This window comes from Streptomyces sp. NPDC058092 (assembly GCF_042884935.1).
Taxonomy (GTDB): Bacteria; Actinomycetota; Actinomycetes; order Streptomycetales; family Streptomycetaceae; genus Streptomyces.
Genome location: NZ_JBHVSY010000001.1, coordinates 273,356 through 291,780, shown reverse-complemented (window position 1 = coordinate 291,780; position 18,425 = coordinate 273,356). Strand labels below are relative to the sequence as shown.

Sequence of the window (18,425 nt, the reverse complement as noted above, 5' to 3'; positions counted from 1 at the left end):
ATGCTGCTCCAGGGCCGGATCCGTAGGTGCGCTTACGGCGTCAGGACGACTTGAGTGCGGCCGCCATCTCCGCCAGCCGCTCCGTCGAGGCCGAGCCCGTGACCACCGTGGTCGCACCCTTGCCCTGGCGCACGAGGGCGTCGTACTTGTCGCCCTTCCAGTGCTGCCACGTCTCGCCCGCGACCTGCTGCGTACGCCCGGTGTCCCTGGCGTCGTGGCTGACCTCGGTCACGTACTTCTTCGCCGGGGAGGTGGACTGCTCCACCGCGACGTACTTGCCCTCCGGGTCGAGGAAGCCCAGGTGCCAGCTGTCGCCGGCCTCGCTGTCGTAACTGACCGAGGTGGGCTTCCACTCCTTGGCCAGTCCGTCCGGGGCGGCCACCGGGTACGGCGCCGCGCGCCGCGCCGTCAGGAGCTCCACCCGGTAGTCGACCGCCTTGACCGGGTTTGCGTTCTCGTCGTGCGGAACGAAGATGTAAACGAGCCCCGCCGCAGCGGAGATCACCGCCATCGACAGGAACATGTCCCGCACCGTCTGCTTGCCTCGCTTGCTAGCCACGGGTCCATGGTCGCATCAGGTCCGGGAGGCCCGAGCCCCGGGCAGCCGCTCATACGTGACCCGGTCTGCTCATTTTATCGACCTGACGATAGAGTCACAGCACCCTCTTCCGGTCGTCGTCGTACAGAAAGGTGCGCTCCGATGTCCGAGCATCATCTGCCGTCTCAGCTCGAGGTCTCCCCGGAGGCCCCCGACCGCAACCTCGCTCTGGAGTTGGTCCGGGTCACCGAGGCCGCCGCCATGGCGGCCGGGCGCTGGGTGGGCCGTGGCGACAAGATCGGCGCCGACGGCGCCGCCGTGAAGGCCATGCGGACCCTCGTCTCCACCGTCTCGATGAACGGCGTCGTCGTCATCGGCGAGGGCGAGAAGGACGAAGCTCCCATGCTGTTCAACGGCGAGCGCGTCGGCGACGGCACCGGCCCCGAGGTCGACATCGCCGTCGACCCGATCGACGGCACGACCCTGAACGCCAAGGGCATGCCGAACGCGATCGCCGTGCTGGCCGCCGCCGACCGCGGCGCCATGTTCGACCCGTCCGCGGTCTTCTACATGGACAAGCTGGTCACCGGCCCCGAGGCCGCCGACTTCGTCGACATCAACGCACCCGTCTCCGTGAACATCCGGCGTGTCGCGAAGGCCAAGAACTCCGCGCCCGAGGACGTCACCGTCGTCATCCTCGACCGCCCCCGCCACGAGGGCATCGTCAAGGAGATCCGCGAGACCGGCGCCCGAATCAAGTTCATCACCGACGGCGATGTCGCGGGCTCGATCATGGCCGCCCGCGAAGGGACCGGCGTCGACCTGCTGATGGGCATCGGCGGCACCCCCGAGGGCATCATCTCGGCCTGCGCCATAAAGTGCCTCGGCGGTGTCATCCAGGGCAAGCTGTGGCCGAAGGACGAGGCCGAGCGGCAGCGCGCACTGGACGCCGGGCACGACCTGGACCGGGTGCTGTCCACCGACGACCTGGTCAGCGGCGACAACGTGTTCTTCGTCGCGACCGGCATCACGGACGGTGAGCTGATGCGCGGCGTGCGGTACCGCGCGGAGACGGCGACCACCGAGTCGATCGTCATGCGGTCCAAGTCCGGCACCATCCGGAAGATCGACTCGACGCACCGGCTGTCGAAGCTGCGCGCCTACAGCGCGATCGACTTCGACCGCGCGAAGTAGCCCCCGCCCCGGGGTCCGGGGAGAGGAACGCGAAGAGGCGCCCCCGTGTGCGGTGGGGGCGCCTCTTCGCGCGTACGGACACGTACGGCGCGTACGGACACGTACGGCGCGTACGGACACGTACGGCGCGTACGGACACGTACGGACACGTACGGACACGTAAGGACACGTACGGACACGTACGGACGGCGCGAAGGGTCCGGTCCGGTCCGGTTCAGCCCCCGGTACTCAGGCACTCGGGCGTGCAGGCATCCCGGCCCCACCGCAGGGCCGCGTGCCCACCGGTCAGCCCGCCGCTGCGATGCGGCCCGTCGCGCCGGAGGATGCGGATGACGCCTTGAGTTCCATCTCGCGCCGTCTGCGACGGGCGAGCACCACACGGCGTTCGGCGGCGGTGAGGCCGCCCCACACCCCGTACGGTTCCGGCTGTATAAGGGCGTGTTCCTGGCATTCGACCATCACCGGACAGCGCGCGCAGACCCGCTTCGCGGACTCCTCGCGCGCGAGTCTGGCAGCAGTCGGCTCCTTCGACGGGGCGAAGAACAGCCCGGCCTCGTCCCGGCGGCACACCGCCTCCGAGTGCCAGGGGCCGGCCTGGTCCTCCCGGGCGGGGATGCGCCGGGGAGGGAAGGCGGCGACCTGCAGGGGCTGATGCGGCAGTTGCAGCACGGTCTACTCCTGACGACGGCTTACGGCTTCGCGAGCGAGAGACGATGCAGCAGTCCCTACCCGCTGTGCGTGCGCCTATGCACTGCGTGGCCCCGGTTCCGGGCCGCGACCATGCGATCGGTCAGGAATCTGGCTTGATTTCGAAGGAGTTCGAGGGGGAGAAAAGGACGGACCGCTTCGGCTCCTAGCCGAGGTATTTACGCAGCCGGTCCTGGAGATCCGCGATGAACTTCCCGCGCTTGGGCTTCGCCTCGACGCTGCCGAACACCGAATAGCCATTGACGACGACCACTGGTGCCTCGGGGTCGGCGGATTCCAGCGTGGCGACTTCGAAATTACCGAAGACGCCCGTGCCGCTGCCGCGCAGCGAGATGTTCTCGGGCACCTTGATCTCGACACTTCCGAAGATGGAGGTCGCATTGACCACCGTGAGCCTCTGGCCGAAAAGCGCCTCGGTCAGATCGATCTCCACACTGCCGAAGAGCGCGAAGGCATTCGTACGGCCGCCGACCCGCCAACGGCCCCTGCGGGTGGAGCTGCTGAAGATCGCCACCAGGTTCTCGGCGGGGCCCGTCGGGCCCTCCTGGCCGTACGCGTCGGGCGCGGCGGCCGGACGGGAGGCGCCCGACGGGGCGGGCAGATCCCGTACCAGCGGTTCGAGCTCACCGACGGTCTTGGCACGGTAGACCGCGTCGACCCGCTCGGCGTGTTCCTCGGCGGTGAGCCGGCCCTCGGCCATGGCCTCGCGCAGGATGTCCGCGATCCGGTCGCGGTCCGCGTCGGAGGCGCGGATACCGGCCGGCTCCGCCGGGGCTACGGGCTGCTGGGGGTGCTTTTCGAGGTCCACCGGCCCAGCGTACCCAAACGCGATAGATCGCGACTAGCCCCCGCCCCGCCTCCGCCGTGTCGCCCCCGCGCCGGCACCCCCGCACGGACAGCGAACTGAGCCTTACCTCACAGCTCCGGTGTCCGCGCGGCGTTCTACTCTGGTGGGTGCGCTGCCCAAGGGAGGGCAGTCGCTGTCTGCCGAGTGAGGAATGGCCGTAATGCCAGAGTTTGCGTACTCCGATCTGCTCCCCCTGGGAGAGGACACCACGCCGTATCGTCTGGTGACCTCCGAGGGTGTCTCCACCTTCGAGGCCGACGGTCGTACGTTCCTCAAGGTCTCCCCGGAGGCGCTGCGCACGCTGGCCGCCGAGGCCATGCACGACATCTCCCACTACCTGCGCCCGGCCCACCTGGCGCAGTTGCGGCGGATCGTGGACGACCCCGAGGCGTCGTCCAACGACAAGTTCGTCGCGCTCGACCTGCTGAAGAACGCGAACATCGCCGCCGCCGGCGTCCTGCCGATGTGCCAGGACACCGGCACCGCGATCGTCATGGGCAAGCGCGGGCAGAACGTACTCACCGAGGGCGGTGACGAAGAGGCCCTGTCGCACGGCATCTTCGACGCGTACACCAAGCTCAACCTCCGCTATTCGCAGATGGCTCCGCTCACCATGTGGGAGGAGAAGAACACCGGCTCGAATCTGCCCGCGCAGATCGAGCTGTACGCCACCGACGGCGGCGCGTACAAATTCCTCTTCATGGCGAAGGGCGGCGGCTCGGCCAACAAGTCGTTCCTCTTCCAGGAGACGAAGGCGGTCCTCAACGAGACCTCCATGATGAAGTTCCTGGAGGAGAAGATCCGTTCGCTGGGTACGGCCGCCTGCCCGCCGTACCACCTGGCGATCGTCGTCGGCGGTACGTCGGCCGAGTTCGCGCTGAAGACCGCCAAGTACGCCTCCGCGCACTACCTGGACGAGCTGCCCGCCGAGGGCTCCCCCACGGGTCACGGCTTCCGGGACAAGGAGCTGGAGGAGAAGGTCTTCGAGCTGACGCAGAAGATCGGCATCGGCGCCCAGTTCGGCGGCAAGTACTTCTGCCACGACGTCCGGGTCGTCCGCCTCCCCCGGCACGGCGCCTCGCTGCCCGTGGCGATCGCCGTCTCCTGCTCGGCGGACCGCCAGGCCACCGCGAAGATCACCGCCGAGGGCGTCTTCCTGGAACAGCTGGAGAAGGACCCGGCGCGCTTCCTGCCCGACACCACGGACGAGCACCTGGACGAGGCGGGTGACGTCGTCAGGATCGACCTGAACCGGCCGATGGACGACATCCTCGCCGAGCTGACCAAATACCCGGTCAAGACCCGCCTCTCGCTGACCGGACCGCTGGTCGTGGCGCGCGACATCGCGCACGCCAAGATCAAGGAGCGGCTGGACGCGGGCGAGGACATGCCGCAGTACCTGAAGGACCACCCGGTCTACTACGCGGGCCCGGCGAAGACGCCCGAGGGGTACGCGTCCGGCTCCTTCGGCCCGACGACGGCCGGCCGCATGGACAGTTATGTCGCGCAGTTCCAGGCGGCGGGCGGCTCGAAGGTGATGCTCGCCAAGGGCAACCGCTCCCGGCAGGTCACCGAGGCGTGCGACGCGCACGGCGGTTTCTACCTGGGCTCGATCGGCGGTCCGGCGGCGCGCCTCGCGCAGGACTGCATCAAGAAGGTCGAGGTCGTCGAGTACGAGGAGCTCGGCATGGAAGCGGTGTGGCGGATCGAGGTCGAGGACTTCCCCGCGTTCGTCGTCGTCGACGACAAGGGCAACGACTTCTTCACCGAGCCCACCCCGGCGCCGACGTTCACCAGCATCCCGGTGCGGGGCCCGGGTCTCGCCTGACGGGGCAGTCCTCCGTAGCCACGGTTCTTGCGGGGTGTTCCGGTCACGTTTCATCGGCCGGGACGCCCCGCGCCGTTGCGCGATCCCCCGTATTCACTCCTCTTCACTCCTCCAGGAGTCCCGACGTGGCGACCAGATAGCCGAGTTGGGCGCGGCTGTTGCTGCCCAGCTGCTCGGAGACCCTCCGCACGTGTTCGGCGACGCTGCGGCGGCTCATGCCGAGCCGGCGGCCGATCGACTCGTCCGTCTCGCCGCCCACGACCGCCTGCAGGATGGTCCGTTGCAGGTCGGAGGTGATGACCGGGGTGCGCAGCGGTACGCGTTCCGGGCGGACCGGGACCGCGCGGGCCCAGGCCTCGTCGAAGTGGCGGGCCAGGAAGCGGACCAGGGACGGGTGCTGGATGCGCAGGGCGCTGTGCGGTTCGTCGGAGTACGGGACGAACGCGAGGCTGCGGTCGAAGACGATGATCCGGTCGACGACCTCGGCGAGCGTCCTGACGTCGGCGCCCTCGGTGGTCACCCGCTCGATGTAGGCGAGCGTCGTACGGTCCGAGCGGACGGTGTGCTGATAGATCGTCCGCTGCCGGATGCCCCGCCGCAGATTGCGCAGGTCCCGGGGCAGCGACTCCTCGAGTGTCTGCGCGGGACGGCCGCCGCCGGGATGGGCGGTGCGGACCTCCTCGCGGCAGCCGGCGACGCCCGCGTCGAGCGCCTTGCCGATCACGGCCGCGCCGGACAGCCGGGTGAGGGCGGGCTGTTCGAGCCGGTGCACATCGGCGTACAGGCCCTCGAACACAGCGAGCGCGGCACGGGCCGAACGCAGCGTGCGACGCTGCCGGGCGATCGCCTCCTCGATGGGCCCGAGCGCGTCGAACGAGGCGGTTTCGGGCGGTACGGGGATCAGGTACCCGGGTGAGTCACGGTCCTCCACCATCAGGTGAAGGGCGCTCAGGCAGCGGGGCACGTCGCCCGCCGGAAGGCTGCCTGCCGTGAGAGCGCGCCGATAGGCCGCGAGGGCCGTGTCACAGGCGCGGTCCGGTGACGATTCGCGGCAATCACACGCCCCTGGGCCGGATTGATCGTCCTTCACAAGCATGCAGGTTACATTCGTGCACTCCGCAGGCCATGGGCGAGCACGGCCGCTCGGTGAGTATGGGCCGGTGACGCACGACATCGAACAGGCGGACGAACGGCCGGACCGCGCTCCGGACGCCGACCCGGCCGGCCCCGCGCGCGGCGAGCGCCGTTATCGATTCCTCGTCGCCGGATACTCCCTCTCTTCGTACGGCACCTTCCTGAACATGGTGGCGCTCAATCTGTTCGTCTACGAGACGACGGGCAGAGCGCTTGCGATGGGCCTGTTCATGGCCGTGCGCCTGGGGTCCGGATTTTTCGCCGGGCTCGCCGCCGGTGGGCTGCTCGCCCGTTTCACGGCGAAGAGCCTCATGCTGTGGACGAATGTGGCGCAGGCGGCGGTGATGCTGTCGTTGGTCTTCGCGCCGCCGGGAATGCGGACGGCCGCGCTGATGACCGTTTCCGTGGTGGTCGGCGCCTGCGGAACGCTTTTCATGGTGTCGCTGCGCAGTTCCATTCCCGAGATGGTCGGCGACGACCGGCGTTCCTGGGCGAACTCCCTTTCCATCACCGGGCGTTCACTGGCCATGGTGGCCGGCTTCGCCTCGGCGGGTGTGGTGGTCTCGCTGGTCGGCTACACCGCCGCGTTCGTGGTGGACATGGCCACCTTCGTCGTCTGTGCCGTGACGGTGGCCCTGCTGCCGATCGCGGGCGGCGGCAGGGGGAGGGCCGACAAGGAGAGAGCCGGCAGCGGGGCCGGGCGGTGGCGGGTGCCGGGCGCGTTCCTCTCGTCGGCCGCCGCGCCCGGTCTCGGTCTGATGGTGGTGCTACGGGGTGCGGACGCCCTCGGTTCGTCCTCCCACAACGCCGCGCTGCCGGTCTACTCCGCCGGGCTCGACGCCTCGCACCCCGCCGTGTTCGTCAGCGCGTTCTGGTGTCTGTGGGCGCTGGGGAACGTCGTCGCCCAGCAGTCGATCCAGCGGTACGTCAAACGCACCGGGCGGCCGGTGGGGGCCCGGGGGTTCGGGTACGGCACGTGCCTGATGTCCGGGACGTTCATTCTGGCGTTCGCCGGGTTCCCGTCGGCGGCGACCGCCGTGATCGCGCTGGTCGCGGGGGCGGCCGACGGGCTCACCGAGGTCTCGTACACCTCGCATCTGCAGACGCTCCCCGCCGATTCGCGCGGTCATGCGTTCGGGCTCTCCGCCACCGTCGAGAACCTCGGGTTCGGCGTCGGCATGATCCTGGTCGCGGCGGCGCTCGACCGCCACAGCCCGCTGACCGTCGTCGCCTGGTCGCACGGGGTGGCCATCGTGATCGCCGTGGTGTTCCTGATCCGGGTGGCGGGGGCGCTCAGGCGCGGTCACGTCCCCGCTCACCGCTCCGGCGCCGATCGCGGCGGGCCGGTGCCGTGAGGGATCACGTACGACGATATTCAGCCAATCTTCGGCGCTCCGTACGCGACCGGCCGCCCGGCCCCGCACCGGCACCCCCCGGCGCGGATGTGCGGCCGGTACCACCGGTCCGGATCCCGGGGCCGCTCCGGCACCGCAGCTTTCACGCACCGCGGCGCGGCTGGGTGTGCCGACGGTCGACGTGGGGGTGCCGGGGCTGGTTCCATGCACTCGGCGCGCGAGCTGTGCGGGGCCGCGGACCCCGGCCATCCGGCCGCCGTCCTGGGCGCGTTCGTTTACGTCCGGCTGACGTACGGCCGGGGTGCGGGGCGGGGAGGCCCGGGTGGCAAACGCCCGGGCCTCCCCGCACCGCGTGACGGAGTTACGCGAATCGCTGCTTCGCGCCGCCGTCGCAGTTCTGCAGCTTGAGCGGGTCCTTGGCCGCCGCGAGCGTCAGGCACAGTCCGGTCGAGGCCGCCGGGCGTACCGTGCCCGACTGCATGACGAACTGCTGGTTGGCCGCGCCCGAGCAGTTCCACAGGATGACCGTGGCGCCCGCCTTGTAGTCGGCGCCCGGCACATCGAGGCACCGGTCGTGGCTCAGCTCCGTACGGATGGTCTTCGTGCCGGAGTCGTACCACCAGCCCTGGTTGCGGCCGCCGTGGCAGTCCCAGCCGGCGATCCGGGTGTTGTTGCGGGTCACCGAGGCGGGAACGTCCACGCAGGTGCCCGTGGCCTCGTTCTTCAGGGGCTTGAAGACGTCGTCCCACGCCGCGGCCTGGAGAACCGGCTGTCCGGTGCTCGCCGGGTCGGCGCAGCTCGCCTCGCGCAGGGAGGAGTTGTAGATCTGGGTGAGGCAGGAGGCGAAGGCGGCGTGGCCGCGCGCGTTCGGGTGGAAGGACTGCCGGACGGAGTTGGAGTCCGGCGGGAAGTGCGACAGGTCGATGTAGAGGCCGCGGGCCCAGGTGTTGTCGCTGCAGACCTCGTGGCCGTGGAAGAGCCGGGAGTTGTCGAGGTAGACGGCTCCGGTGTCGGCGGCGGCCTTGCGCATGCCGCGTTCGAAGGCGGGGACCGCGACGTCACGGCCCCAGGCGGCGTCGGAGTCGTATCCGGCGCAGCCACCGGGAAGCTTGCCGGGGAAGTCCGGGTTGTCGTAGAAGTCCGGGCCGATCGGGCTCGGGTAGCCCATGACGACGAGCTTGTAGTCGCCGTTGCCGTATCCGGCGTCGGACATGACGGTCCTCAGATCGCGCACCGTCTTCTCGACCTTGGGGACGAGTCCGTCGACGCGCGCCTGCCAGCCGCCCTCGTACTTCGGCTGGCAGGTCCCCTGGGAGAGCACCCAGCGCTGGACGCAGTCCGTCATGACGGGGCCGAACTGGAGGTCGTCATTGGCGCCCGCGACCAGCACGATCATCTTGATGCGGGTGTTGCGGGCCTTGACGGCGAGGTTGTCGCTCTGCACGAGTTCGTCGGCGTACTGCTTCGATCCGCCGACCACGATGTTGCCGGTGTACGCGCCGGAGCAGGAGACGTTGTACGTGACGTCGGCCGGGATTCCGGTGCGGTGGATGGCGGAGTCGGGCGAGCGGTGGCACCAGTTGTCGGGGCCGTTGGTGCCCGCCTCGTACGTGCCGACGCCCTCGCCGGAGATCTCGCTGTCGCCGAGCGAGATCAGCCCCGTCTTGCGGTCGGCGAGCGGGCGCTCGGCCGGGTCGCCGTACAGCCGGGTGGCTTCGGCGGCGCGGATGGCCTCCAGCTCGGGCGACAGGGGGGTGGATGCGGTAGTGGTGGTAGCGGACCGGTCCGCCGCGCCGGCCGGTCCCGCGGCGGCGGCCGTACCGCCGAATGCCGCCGCCATGGCCGCGGCGGCCGCGACCGTACAGCGAAGTCTGTACCTGGTACGCCTCATTGCGTCTCCCCGGGTTTGTGGTTACCCCCGGTATTTACTGGTCGGTAGGCGACTTGGGAATACACAGAACAAGACAAGTGCTCAACTTTTTCAGGAGGTTGCACCCCATGGACGAGTCACAGACCGGTACACAGTCCCCCACTGGCGGTACGGATTTCCGCATCGAGCACGATTCGATGGGCGAGGTGAGGGTCCCCGCGGACGCCAAGTGGCGGGCCCAGACGCAGCGCGCGGTGGAGAATTTCCCGATCTCCGGGCAGCGTCTGGAGCGGGCCCACATCGAGGCCCTGGCCCGGATCAAGGCGGCCGCGGCCAAGGTGAACGCCGAACTGAAGGTGCTCGACCCGGACATCGCCCTGGCCATCCAGGAGGCCGCCGAGGAGGTCGCCGAGGGGCGCTGGGACGCGCACTTCCCGATCGACGTCTTCCAGACCGGGTCCGGCACCTCGTCCAACATGAACACCAATGAGGTCGTGGCCACCCTCGCCACCGAGCGCCTGGGCCGCGAGGTCCACCCGAACGACCACGTCAACGCCTCGCAGTCGTCCAACGATGTCTTCCCGTCGTCCATCCACATCGCCGCGACCGCCGCCGTCACCGGCGAGCTGATCCCGGCGCTGGACCATCTGGCCGCCGCGCTGGAGCGCAAGTCCGCCGAGTTCGCGACGGTCGTGAAGTCGGGCCGTACGCACCTGATGGACGCCACGCCCGTGACCCTGGGCCAGGAGTTCGGCGGCTACGCGGCGCAGATCCGGTACGGCATCGAGCGGCTGCGCGCCTCCCTCCCACGCCTCGCCGAGCTGCCGCTGGGCGGCACGGCCGTCGGCACCGGCATCAACACCCCGCCCGGCTTCTCCGCCGCCGTCATCGCCGAGGTCGCCCGCGTCACCGGGCTGCCGCTCACCGAGGCCAGGGACCACTTCGAGGCGCAGGGCGCGCGGGACGGGCTCGTCGAGACGTCCGGCCAGCTCCGTACCCTCGCCGTCTCGCTCACCAAGATCTCCAACGATCTGCGCTGGATGGCGTCCGGACCGCGCACCGGCCTGGCCGAGATCAGCCTGCCCGATCTCCAGCCGGGCTCGTCGATCATGCCGGGGAAGGTGAATCCGGTCATTCCCGAGGCCGTCCTGATGGTCGCGGCCCAGGTGCTGGGCAACGACCAGACGGTCGCCGTCGCGGGCGCGGCGGGCAACTTCGAACTGAATGTGATGCTTCCGGTCATCGCGAAGAATCTGCTGGAGTCGGTACGCCTGCTGACCCATGCCTCCCGGCTGCTCGCGGACCGCACGATCGACGGGATCACCGCGAACGTCGAACGGGCCAGGGAGTACGCCGAGTCCTCGCCGTCCGTCGTCACCCCGCTGAACAAGTACATCGGGTACGAGGAGGCGGCGAAGGTCGCCAAGAAGTCCCTCGCGGAACGCCGGACGATCCGCGAAGTGGTGCTGGACTCGGGATATGTCGAGCGCGGCGACCTCACGGTGGAGCAGCTCGACGAGGCGCTGGACGTGTTGCGCATGACCCGCCCGTGACACGCGTCGCAGCGAGGGGGCCGCGGCATCTCCAGGGCCTGTCCGGCGGATCGGGGTCGGGCAGGGCGCGGCGTCCGGTGCGGTGCATCGCAAGGCGCCGGAGCGTCCTGAGGCCGACCGGCAATGGGAGGGTGGAAGAAGGAGCGGGGTTGGGTGCGTGCAGCTGCCAGGCGGAGGATTGAGGCAGACGGGGTCTCCCCTGCTCGAGCGAAGCCGAGAGCTCGGGGAAGGAGCTGTTCGGTCGTTCCGGCAACGCCGCGAGGTGCCGTGCCAGGCGTCGCGACCCCGGCCATGGTCCGCCGGGCAGGCCCTAGGATCTGCCCATGGCAGGTACGGAGTACATCGAGCACTGGGCGCCGGGCGAGCAGATCCTGTGGCGCTATCGCGGCAACGGCCCGCTGCCCGCGGAGGCCGCGCCGGACCCCGCCCCGAGCCCGGTCCACATCTGCCGCCCCGTCACCGTCGTTCAGGACACCGACGAGTTGCTCGCCGTCTGGGTCGCGCCCGGCACCGAGTGCGTGAAGCCGGTGCTGGCCAACGGCACCGAGGTGCACGACGAGCCGCTCGCCACCCGCTACACCGCCCCGCGCACCACCGCCCGCTCGGCCTGGCTCGGCAACGGCGTGCTGAAGCTCGCCCGTCCCGGTGACCCCTGGTCGGTGTGGCTGTTCTGGGATCCCGGCTGGAGGTTCCGCAGCTGGTACGTGAACCTGGAGGAACCGCGCACCCGGTGGGCCGGCGGCGTCGACTCCGAGGATCACTTTCTCGACATCTCCGTCTACCCGGATCACAGCTGGGTCTGGCGCGACGAGGACGAGTTCGCCCAGGCGCAGCGGGTCGGTCTGCTGGCCCCGCGAACCGCTCAACGGGTGCGGGAGGCGGGCCGCGCGGCCGTCGAGGTGATCCGGGACTGGGGCGCGCCGTTCCGGGACGGCTGGGAGAACTGGCGGCCCGATCCGCAGTGGCGCGTTCCGGCGCTCCCGGATGACTGGGACCGTACCCCCTCCCGCATGGCGTCATGAGACCCTTGATGCACCCCAGGGGGGCAACCGTAGGATCACCCTCCGGAGGGACGCACCACTCCAACCAGCGTGCGGGGCACCGCACCTGACCGTAAGTCACCGCACGAGCAACACGCACTGCATGAGCTGTATGAGCCACATCAGTCGTATGAATCGTATGAGCCACTACGAGGGGGTGGAGACGTGCTCGCTGTCGCCCGCCCCGTCATCGGAAACGTTGTCGGCGAATCACCCTGCGGGCATCCGGTTTCGGCCCCTCTTTCGGGGGCATCCGGTGACAGCCGTTGTTATCGCTGCTCCTGCCGGGGCACAGTAGCGCCCCACGAGGTGATTGCCTCATACAACCGGCCCGGACGGACGGAACCCCACGCGTGACGGAGCATCCCACCTCCCACGAAGGCCGGCAGCCTCTCGCCGCCCGGCCGCAGGAACGCACCAGACCGCGGCAGCAGGATGCCGCGTCGGCCGCTTCCGCTGCCACCGCCGCGATTCCCGGCCCCGCCACGGCGCCGGGCGCCGGAGCGAATCCGGCGGCGCCCGCGGCTTCCGCTGCGCCCGCGGCTTCCGCGGCGCCCGCGGCTTCCGCGGCTCCAGCGGCTTCCGCTGCGATTCCCGGCCCCGCCGGACTCGACCCCCAGGCCGCGGCCCGTCGCGAGGGCGACCGGCTGCGTTTCGTGGGGGCGGCCACCCGGCGGATCGCCCGCGGCATAGACCTGGACGAGATCGTGCTCGGCCTGTGCCGGGCCAGCGTGCCGACGTTCTCCGACGCCATACTGGTCTACCTCCGCGACCCGCTCCCGGTCGGCGACGAGCGGCCGGTCTCCCCCTTCGTGCTGCGGCTGCGCCGGTCCGACCGGCTGCGGCTGAACGACGAGGACGCCGAGACCTCGTCGGAGATCGAACGCCTGCGGCTGCCCGCCATCGATCCGCACGGCGATCTGCCGCCCGCGGCCGAGCTGTGCGAGGTCCGCTCGGGCGGCGCGCTCGCCGAGGTGCTGCGCGGGGTGCGGCCGGTCTTCGGGGACTCCGCGGCGGCCCGCGCCGCGCTGCCCGAACTGCTCGGCGCCGGCCGGACCGTACCCACCGGACACCGCGCGATCCTTGCCCCGCTGCGCGGCCGGCGGCGGGTGATCGGCGCCGCCGTCTTCCTGCGCGGGACCGAGCGGCCGCCCTTCGAGGCCAATGACCTGCTGGTCGCCGCCCAGTTGGCGACACACACCGCGCTCGGCATCGACAAGGCCGTGCTGTACGGCCGCGAGGCGTACATCGCCGACGAGCTCCAGCGCACCATGCTGCCCGACTCGCTGCCGCAGCCGACCGGCGTCCGGCTCGCCTCCCGCTATCTCCCGGCCGCCGAGACGGCCCGGGTCGGCGGCGACTGGTACGACGCGATCCCGCTGCCCGGGAGCAGGGTCGCCCTGGTCGTCGGGGACGTCATGGGCCACTCCATGACGTCGGCGGCGATCATGGGCCAGCTGCGCACCACCGCGCAGACCCTCGCCGGGCTCGACCTGCCGCCGCAGGAGGTGCTGCACCACCTCGACGAGCAGGCGCAGCGGCTCGGCAGCGACCGCATGGCGACGTGCCTCTACGCGGTCTACGACCCCGTCGCGCATCGCATCACCATCGCCAACGCCGGGCACCCGCCGCCCGTCCTGCTCCACCTGGGCGGCCGCGCGGAGGTGCTGCGGGTGCCGTCCGGCGCCCCGATCGGCGTCGGCGGTGTGGACTTCGAGGCCGTCGAGCTGGACGCGCCCGCGGGCGCCACGCTGCTGCTGTACACCGACGGCCTGGTGGAGTCCCGGCTGCGGGACGTCTGGACCGGGATCGAGATGCTGCGCGAACGGCTCGCCGCCACCGCCCGGCTGACCGGCCCGGACCACTCGCCGCCGCTGGAGGCAATGTGCGACGACGTCCTGGACATGCTCGGCCCCGGCGACCGGGACGACGACATCGCGCTGCTCGCCGCCCGGTTCGACGGGATCGCGCCGAGTGATGTCGCGTACTGGCACCTGGAACCGGAGGAGACCGCTCCGGGGCGGGCCCGCAGGCTGGCCCGCCGGGCGCTGAGCCGATGGGGGCTCGACGATCTCTCCGACTCGGTGGAGCTGCTGGTCAGCGAGGTGGTGACCAACGCCGTGCGCTATGCGGAGCGGCCGGTGACGCTGCGGCTGCTGCGTACCGACATCCTGCGCTGCGAGGTCGGCGACGACGCCCCGCAGCTGCCCCGGCAGCGCCGGGCCCGGGACATGGACGAGGGCGGCCGCGGCCTGTTCCTCGTGAACCGGCTGGCCCGGCGGTGGGGGGCCACGCGGCTGTCGACGGGCAAGGTGGTCTGGTTCGAGATGCCGGCCCGGGGCCAGTAGAAGAGGCGGGGAAAGGGGCCCGGACCGGGCGGGGAAAAAGGGTCCCGACCAGGCACGGACAGGAGCCCTGCACGGACGGTAGCCAAATGTTGCCGACCTCCTGTCGGCGGAGTTGACTTCAGTCGTGAACGAGACGACCTGACCGAAACCCCCACCGACGGGAGGACGCTCGTGCCTGAGGAAATGAAGACCAAGAACACCCCCTACACCACGAACAACGCCGGTAACCCGGTGGAGAGCGACGAACACTCGCTCACCGTCGGATCCGACGGACCGATCCTGCTCCAGGACCACTACCTCATCGAGAAGATGGCCCAGTTCAACCGTGAACGGGTCCCCGAGCGCGTGGTCCATGCCAAGGGCTCCGGTGCCTACGGCTTCTTCAAGGTGACCAACGACGTCAGCCAGTTCACCAAGGCCGACCTCTTCCAACCGGGCAAGCAGACCGCCATGCTCGCCCGCTTCTCCACGGTCGCCGGCGAACAGGGCTCCCCCGACACCTGGCGCGACCCCCGTGGGTTCGCCCTGAAGTTCTACACGGAGCACGGCAACTACGACATGGTCGGCAACAACACGCCGATCTTCTTCGTGCGCGACCCGATGAAGTTCCAGGATTTCATCCGCTCGCAGAAGCGCCGCCCGGACAGCGCCATGCGCGACCACGACATGCAGTGGGACTTCTGGACGCTCTCCCCCGAGTCCGCGCACATGGTGACGTGGCTGATGGGCGACCGGGGCATCCCGAAGACGTACCGCAACATGAACGGCTACAGCTCGCACACCTATATGTGGGTGAATGCCGGCGGCGAGAGGTTCTGGGTCAAGTACCGCTTCAAGACCGACCAGGGCATCGACTTCTACCCGCAGGCCGAGGCCGACGAGGTGGCGGGCATCGACGGCGACGTCCACCGCCGCGACCTCTTCGAGTCGATCAAGCGCGGTGACCACCCGAGCTGGACGCTGTACGTCCAGATCATGCCGTTCGAGGACGCGCCGGACTACCGGTTCAACCCGTTCGACCTCACGAAGGTGTGGCCGCACGGCGACTACCCGGAGATCGAAGTCGGGCGGATGACGCTCAACGAGAACCCGGAGGACTTCTTCGTCCACATCGAGCAGGCGTCGTTCGAGCCGTCGAACCTGGTGCCCGGCATCGGCCCGTCGCCCGACAAGATGCTGCTCGGCCGCCTCTTCTCGTACCCGGACACCCACCGGTACCGGATCGGCCCGAACTACGCGCAGCTGCCCCCGAACCGTCCGCGGTTCGGCCGGAACTCGTACGCGAAGGACGGCCCCATGCGGTACGAGCCGACGCGTACGGGAGCGGTCTACGCACCGAACTCGTACGGCGGTCCGGCGGCGGACACCGAGCGCTTCGGCGACCCGGCGGGCTGGGCCACGGCCGGCGAGATGGTGCACGAGGCGTACAAGCTGCACCGCGAGGACGACGACTGGGGCCAGGCGGGCACGATGGTGCGCAAGGTCCTGGACGACGCGGCGCGCGAGCGCCTGGTCTCGAACATTTCCGGCCATTTGCTGGACGGTGTGAGCGCCCCGGTCATGGAGCGCGCGGTGCAGTACTGGCGCAACGTGGACAAGGACCTCGGCGACCGGATCGCCAAGCAGGTCAACGGCGGCTGATCACCGCCGCACACGGAACACACGGAGAGGGGCGGTGCCGGCCGGCACCGCCCCTCCCTCACGCGTTCACCGCTCTCTCAGGGGTTCACGGACTCAACGGATTGTTGTTGGCGTTGTTGTTGCCCGGCCGCCCGGGGTCCGCTCCGTCCCCCGGCAGGCCCGGGGTCTCGCTCGGCGGCGGCACGTCCGGCGACTGGCTCGGCGGCGGCTCGGGCGACTGGCTGGCCGACTCGCTGGGCGGGTCGCTCGGGCTCTGCTCCGGCGGGGTCGACGGCTGGGACGACGACGGGTCGGGGCTCTGCGACGGCGAGGTGGGCGTCGACGGGCTGGTCGGCAGGGTGACCTCGCCGCGCTCGACGTCCTGGAGGTCGAACTGAACGCCGGAGCCTCCGTTCAGCGCGCCGAGGGTGTAGTCCGCCCAGATCTGCGCCGGGAAGCCGCCACCGTTGGCCCGGCCGAAGTTGGCGGTACCGGTCAGGCTGACCTGGCCGCCGCCGTCCTTGGGGGATTCGCCGAAGAGCGCCACGACCGTGGTGAGCTCCGGGGTGTAGCCCGCGAACAGGGCGGCCTTGTTGTTCTCGGAGGTGCCCGTCTTGCCGGCCGCCTCGTAGGCCGAGGTGCTGGCCGCCTGTCCGGAGCCGCTGTCCACGACGCCCCGCAGGACGGAGGTCACGGTGTCGGCGGACTTGCGGCTGATCACCTGGTCGCCGATGCCCTTGACCGGCTCGACCGTCCGTTCGCGGTGCTTGGCGGACTTCACGATGAACGGGGTGACCTTCTTGCCGTGGTTGTCGAGCGTGGCGTACGCGCCCGCCATGTCCCAGGTCGAGGCGTTCATCGTGCCGAGGGTGATGGCGGGGCGCTCGGGGAAGTTCTTGTCGGGCAGGCCGAGCGAGAGTGCGGTCTTCTTCACCGTGGCGGGGCCGACGTCGACGACCATCTGCGCGAAGACCGAGTTGATCGACTTGTTCATCGCGGTCTGCACGGTGACGTCGCCGTAGCTCCGGTTGTCCTCGTTCTCCGGGTTGTACGGGGTGTCGCTGCCCACGACGGGGCGCTTGCTGGTGCCGTCGTAGCGGGTGTTGACGCCGATCAGATCGCCGTTCTGGGTCTTCGACTCGTTCTCCAGCGCGGAGGCGAGCACCAGCGGCTTGAAGGTGGAGGCGGGCTGGTAGTCCTGGCGCGTGGCGTTGGAGATGTAGTGCTTGACGTAGTCCACTCCGCCGTAGAGCGCGACGACGGCGCCGGTCTTCGGGTCGACGGAGGTGGCACCCGCCTGGACGGTCGCGTCGACCTTGTTGCCCTTGCGGTCGAGCTTGGACTCCAGCTGGCTGTCGACCGCCTTCTCCAGCGCCTTCTGCCGCTTCTTGTCGATGTTGAGCGTGAAGGTCCAGCCGCCGGCCTGCCGCATGTCGCCGGTGATGCCCTGCTTGTCCAGCTCCTTGTTGGCCGCCTCGACGAGGTAACCGGTCTGGCCCTCCATGCCGTGGGCGGGCTTGGGCTTGTCCGGGTAGGGGAACTTCAGGGTGTCGCGCTCGGACTTGTCGAGCCAGTGCATCTCGACCATGTTGTCGAGCGTGTAGCCCCAGCGCTCCTTGACGAGCTTCTTGCCGGTCTCCGTGGCGGTCGCCCAGTCGTACTGGCTGGGGGCCTGGAGCAGCGCGGCCAGGTAGGCACCCTGGGAGACGTTGAGGTCCTTGGCGTCGACCCCGTAATAAGCCTGTGCCGCGGCCTGGATACCGCTCGCGCCGCGTCCGTAGTACGCGGTGTTGATGTACCCGGCGAGGATGTAGTTCTTGTCCCTCTTCTGGTCGACCTTGAGCGAGATCACCAGCTCTTTGAGCTTGCGGCTGACCGTCGGGTCCTGCGTCAGGTAGTAGTTCTTCACGTACTGCTGGGTGATGGTCGAGCCACCCTGCTTGCCCTTGCCGGTCAGGGTGTTGAGGAGGCCGCGAGCGGTGCCCTTCAGGTCGACGCCCTGGTCCTTGTAGAACGTCTTGTTCTCGGCGGCGACGAAGGTGTGCTGCACCGCCTCGGGAACCTCGGCGAGATCCACGATCTGGCGGTTGACCCCGTTGCCGGTCCGGGTGAGCAGCGTGCCGTCGCTGTACTGGTAGACGTTGCTCTGCCGCTCGGCCAGGGCGTTGGCCTTGGGTATGTCCACGTACATGTACAGCGCCACGAAGGCGCCCATGATCAGCAGGCAGAACCCGAAGAACGTGCCCAGCATCTTCCGCCAGGTGAAGAGTCCGCGTATGCCGCCGCTCTTCGCAGCCCGCCGCGACCCATGCCGCTGGGCTCGTCGCGCATCCGCTCGACCCATCTTTGTGTTGCTCCCGATTCTCGGCTCGACCAGATCAGCTCAGCCC

Annotated in this window: 13 protein-coding genes; 7 read left to right on the top strand and 6 right to left on the bottom strand. The window is 69.9% G+C overall.

Going from position 1 to position 18,425, the window contains the following annotated elements:
• Positions 1–40: 40 nt before the first annotated feature.
• The gene (locus tag ACFVV1_RS01410; RefSeq protein ID WP_389982719.1) at positions 41–559 is read right to left on the bottom strand and encodes a DUF4245 domain-containing protein; all 519 of its coding nucleotides are present in this window, start codon (positions 557–559) and stop codon (positions 41–43) included.
• A gap of 141 nt (positions 560–700) precedes the next feature.
• Between ACFVV1_RS01410 and glpX the strand changes: the two genes are divergently transcribed.
• Positions 701–1,732: a class II fructose-bisphosphatase gene (gene glpX, locus ACFVV1_RS01405; RefSeq protein ID WP_389982716.1), complete on the top strand. Its 1,032-nt coding sequence runs from the start codon at positions 701–703 to the stop codon at positions 1,730–1,732.
• Between the two features lie 285 nt (positions 1,733–2,017).
• On the opposite strand, the gene ACFVV1_RS01400 is transcribed toward glpX, so the two are convergent.
• A complete protein-coding gene (locus ACFVV1_RS01400) occupies positions 2,018–2,401 on the bottom strand; it encodes a WhiB family transcriptional regulator (RefSeq protein ID WP_389982713.1) in 384 nt (127 codons plus the stop codon).
• A 184-nt stretch (positions 2,402–2,585) separates the two neighbouring features.
• Positions 2,586–3,248 carry a DUF1707 domain-containing protein gene (locus ACFVV1_RS01395; RefSeq protein WP_389982710.1) on the bottom strand — a complete coding sequence of 221 codons (663 nt, stop codon included), beginning with the start codon at positions 3,246–3,248 and terminating at the stop codon, positions 2,586–2,588.
• A gap of 199 nt (positions 3,249–3,447) precedes the next feature.
• Between ACFVV1_RS01395 and ACFVV1_RS01390 the strand changes: the two genes are divergently transcribed.
• Positions 3,448–5,115 (top strand): fumarate hydratase, encoded by a 1,668-nt coding sequence (locus tag ACFVV1_RS01390; RefSeq protein ID WP_389982708.1) that lies wholly within the window; start codon positions 3,448–3,450, stop codon positions 5,113–5,115.
• Positions 5,116–5,218: 103 nt separating this feature from the next.
• Here ACFVV1_RS01390 and ACFVV1_RS01385 read toward each other — a convergent pair whose 3' ends face one another.
• Positions 5,219–6,205: a LuxR C-terminal-related transcriptional regulator gene (locus ACFVV1_RS01385; protein ID WP_389982705.1), complete on the bottom strand. Its 987-nt coding sequence runs from the start codon at positions 6,203–6,205 to the stop codon at positions 5,219–5,221.
• 70 nt (positions 6,206–6,275) lie between these two features.
• On the opposite strand from ACFVV1_RS01385, the gene ACFVV1_RS01380 reads away from it, so the two are divergent.
• Positions 6,276–7,604: an MFS transporter gene (locus ACFVV1_RS01380; protein ID WP_389982702.1), complete on the top strand. Its 1,329-nt coding sequence runs from the start codon at positions 6,276–6,278 to the stop codon at positions 7,602–7,604.
• 361 nt (positions 7,605–7,965) lie between these two features.
• Here the strand turns inward: ACFVV1_RS01380 and ACFVV1_RS01375 are convergent, their stop codons facing one another.
• Entirely contained in the window at positions 7,966–9,495 is a 1,530-nt protein-coding gene (locus ACFVV1_RS01375; protein WP_389982699.1) for a ricin-type beta-trefoil lectin domain protein, read from the bottom strand.
• A gap of 107 nt (positions 9,496–9,602) precedes the next feature.
• Here ACFVV1_RS01375 and ACFVV1_RS01370 point away from each other — a divergent pair, with 107 nt between their 5' ends.
• From ACFVV1_RS01370 to ACFVV1_RS01355, 4 genes are all read left to right on the top strand, one after another.
• Positions 9,603–11,027, top strand: coding sequence for a class II fumarate hydratase (locus ACFVV1_RS01370; protein ID WP_389982696.1), 1,425 nt, complete (start codon positions 9,603–9,605; stop codon positions 11,025–11,027).
• Between the two features lie 323 nt (positions 11,028–11,350).
• Positions 11,351–12,049, top strand: coding sequence for a DUF402 domain-containing protein (locus ACFVV1_RS01365; protein ID WP_389982693.1), 699 nt, complete (start codon positions 11,351–11,353; stop codon positions 12,047–12,049).
• Between the two features lie 371 nt (positions 12,050–12,420).
• The gene (locus ACFVV1_RS01360; protein WP_389982690.1) at positions 12,421–14,415 is read left to right on the top strand and encodes a SpoIIE family protein phosphatase; all 1,995 of its coding nucleotides are present in this window, start codon (positions 12,421–12,423) and stop codon (positions 14,413–14,415) included.
• A gap of 183 nt (positions 14,416–14,598) precedes the next feature.
• Entirely contained in the window at positions 14,599–16,056 is a 1,458-nt protein-coding gene (locus ACFVV1_RS01355) for a catalase (RefSeq protein WP_389983885.1), read from the top strand.
• 85 nt (positions 16,057–16,141) lie between these two features.
• On the opposite strand, the gene ACFVV1_RS01350 is transcribed toward ACFVV1_RS01355, so the two are convergent.
• The gene (locus tag ACFVV1_RS01350) at positions 16,142–18,379 is read right to left on the bottom strand and encodes a transglycosylase domain-containing protein (protein ID WP_389982687.1); all 2,238 of its coding nucleotides are present in this window, start codon (positions 18,377–18,379) and stop codon (positions 16,142–16,144) included.
• Between the last annotated feature and the right edge of the window lie 46 nt (positions 18,380–18,425).

Bases quoted from the DNA above. Each gene is read 5' to 3' on its own strand.
- glpX (WP_389982716.1), top strand. From the start codon at position 701: ATGTCCGAGCATCATCTGCCGTCTCAGCTCGAGGTCTCCCCGGAGGCC.
- ACFVV1_RS01390 (WP_389982708.1), top strand. From the start codon at position 3,448: ATGCCAGAGTTTGCGTACTCCGATCTGCTCCCCCTGGGAGAGGACACC.
- ACFVV1_RS01375 (WP_389982699.1), bottom strand. From the start codon at position 9,495: ATGAGGCGTACCAGGTACAGACTTCGCTGTACGGTCGCGGCCGCCGCG.
- ACFVV1_RS01370 (WP_389982696.1), top strand. From the start codon at position 9,603: ATGGACGAGTCACAGACCGGTACACAGTCCCCCACTGGCGGTACGGAT.
- ACFVV1_RS01365 (WP_389982693.1), top strand. From the start codon at position 11,351: ATGGCAGGTACGGAGTACATCGAGCACTGGGCGCCGGGCGAGCAGATC.
- ACFVV1_RS01355 (WP_389983885.1), top strand. From the start codon at position 14,599: ATGAAGACCAAGAACACCCCCTACACCACGAACAACGCCGGTAACCCG.
- ACFVV1_RS01350 (WP_389982687.1), bottom strand. From the start codon at position 18,379: ATGGGTCGAGCGGATGCGCGACGAGCCCAGCGGCATGGGTCGCGGCGG.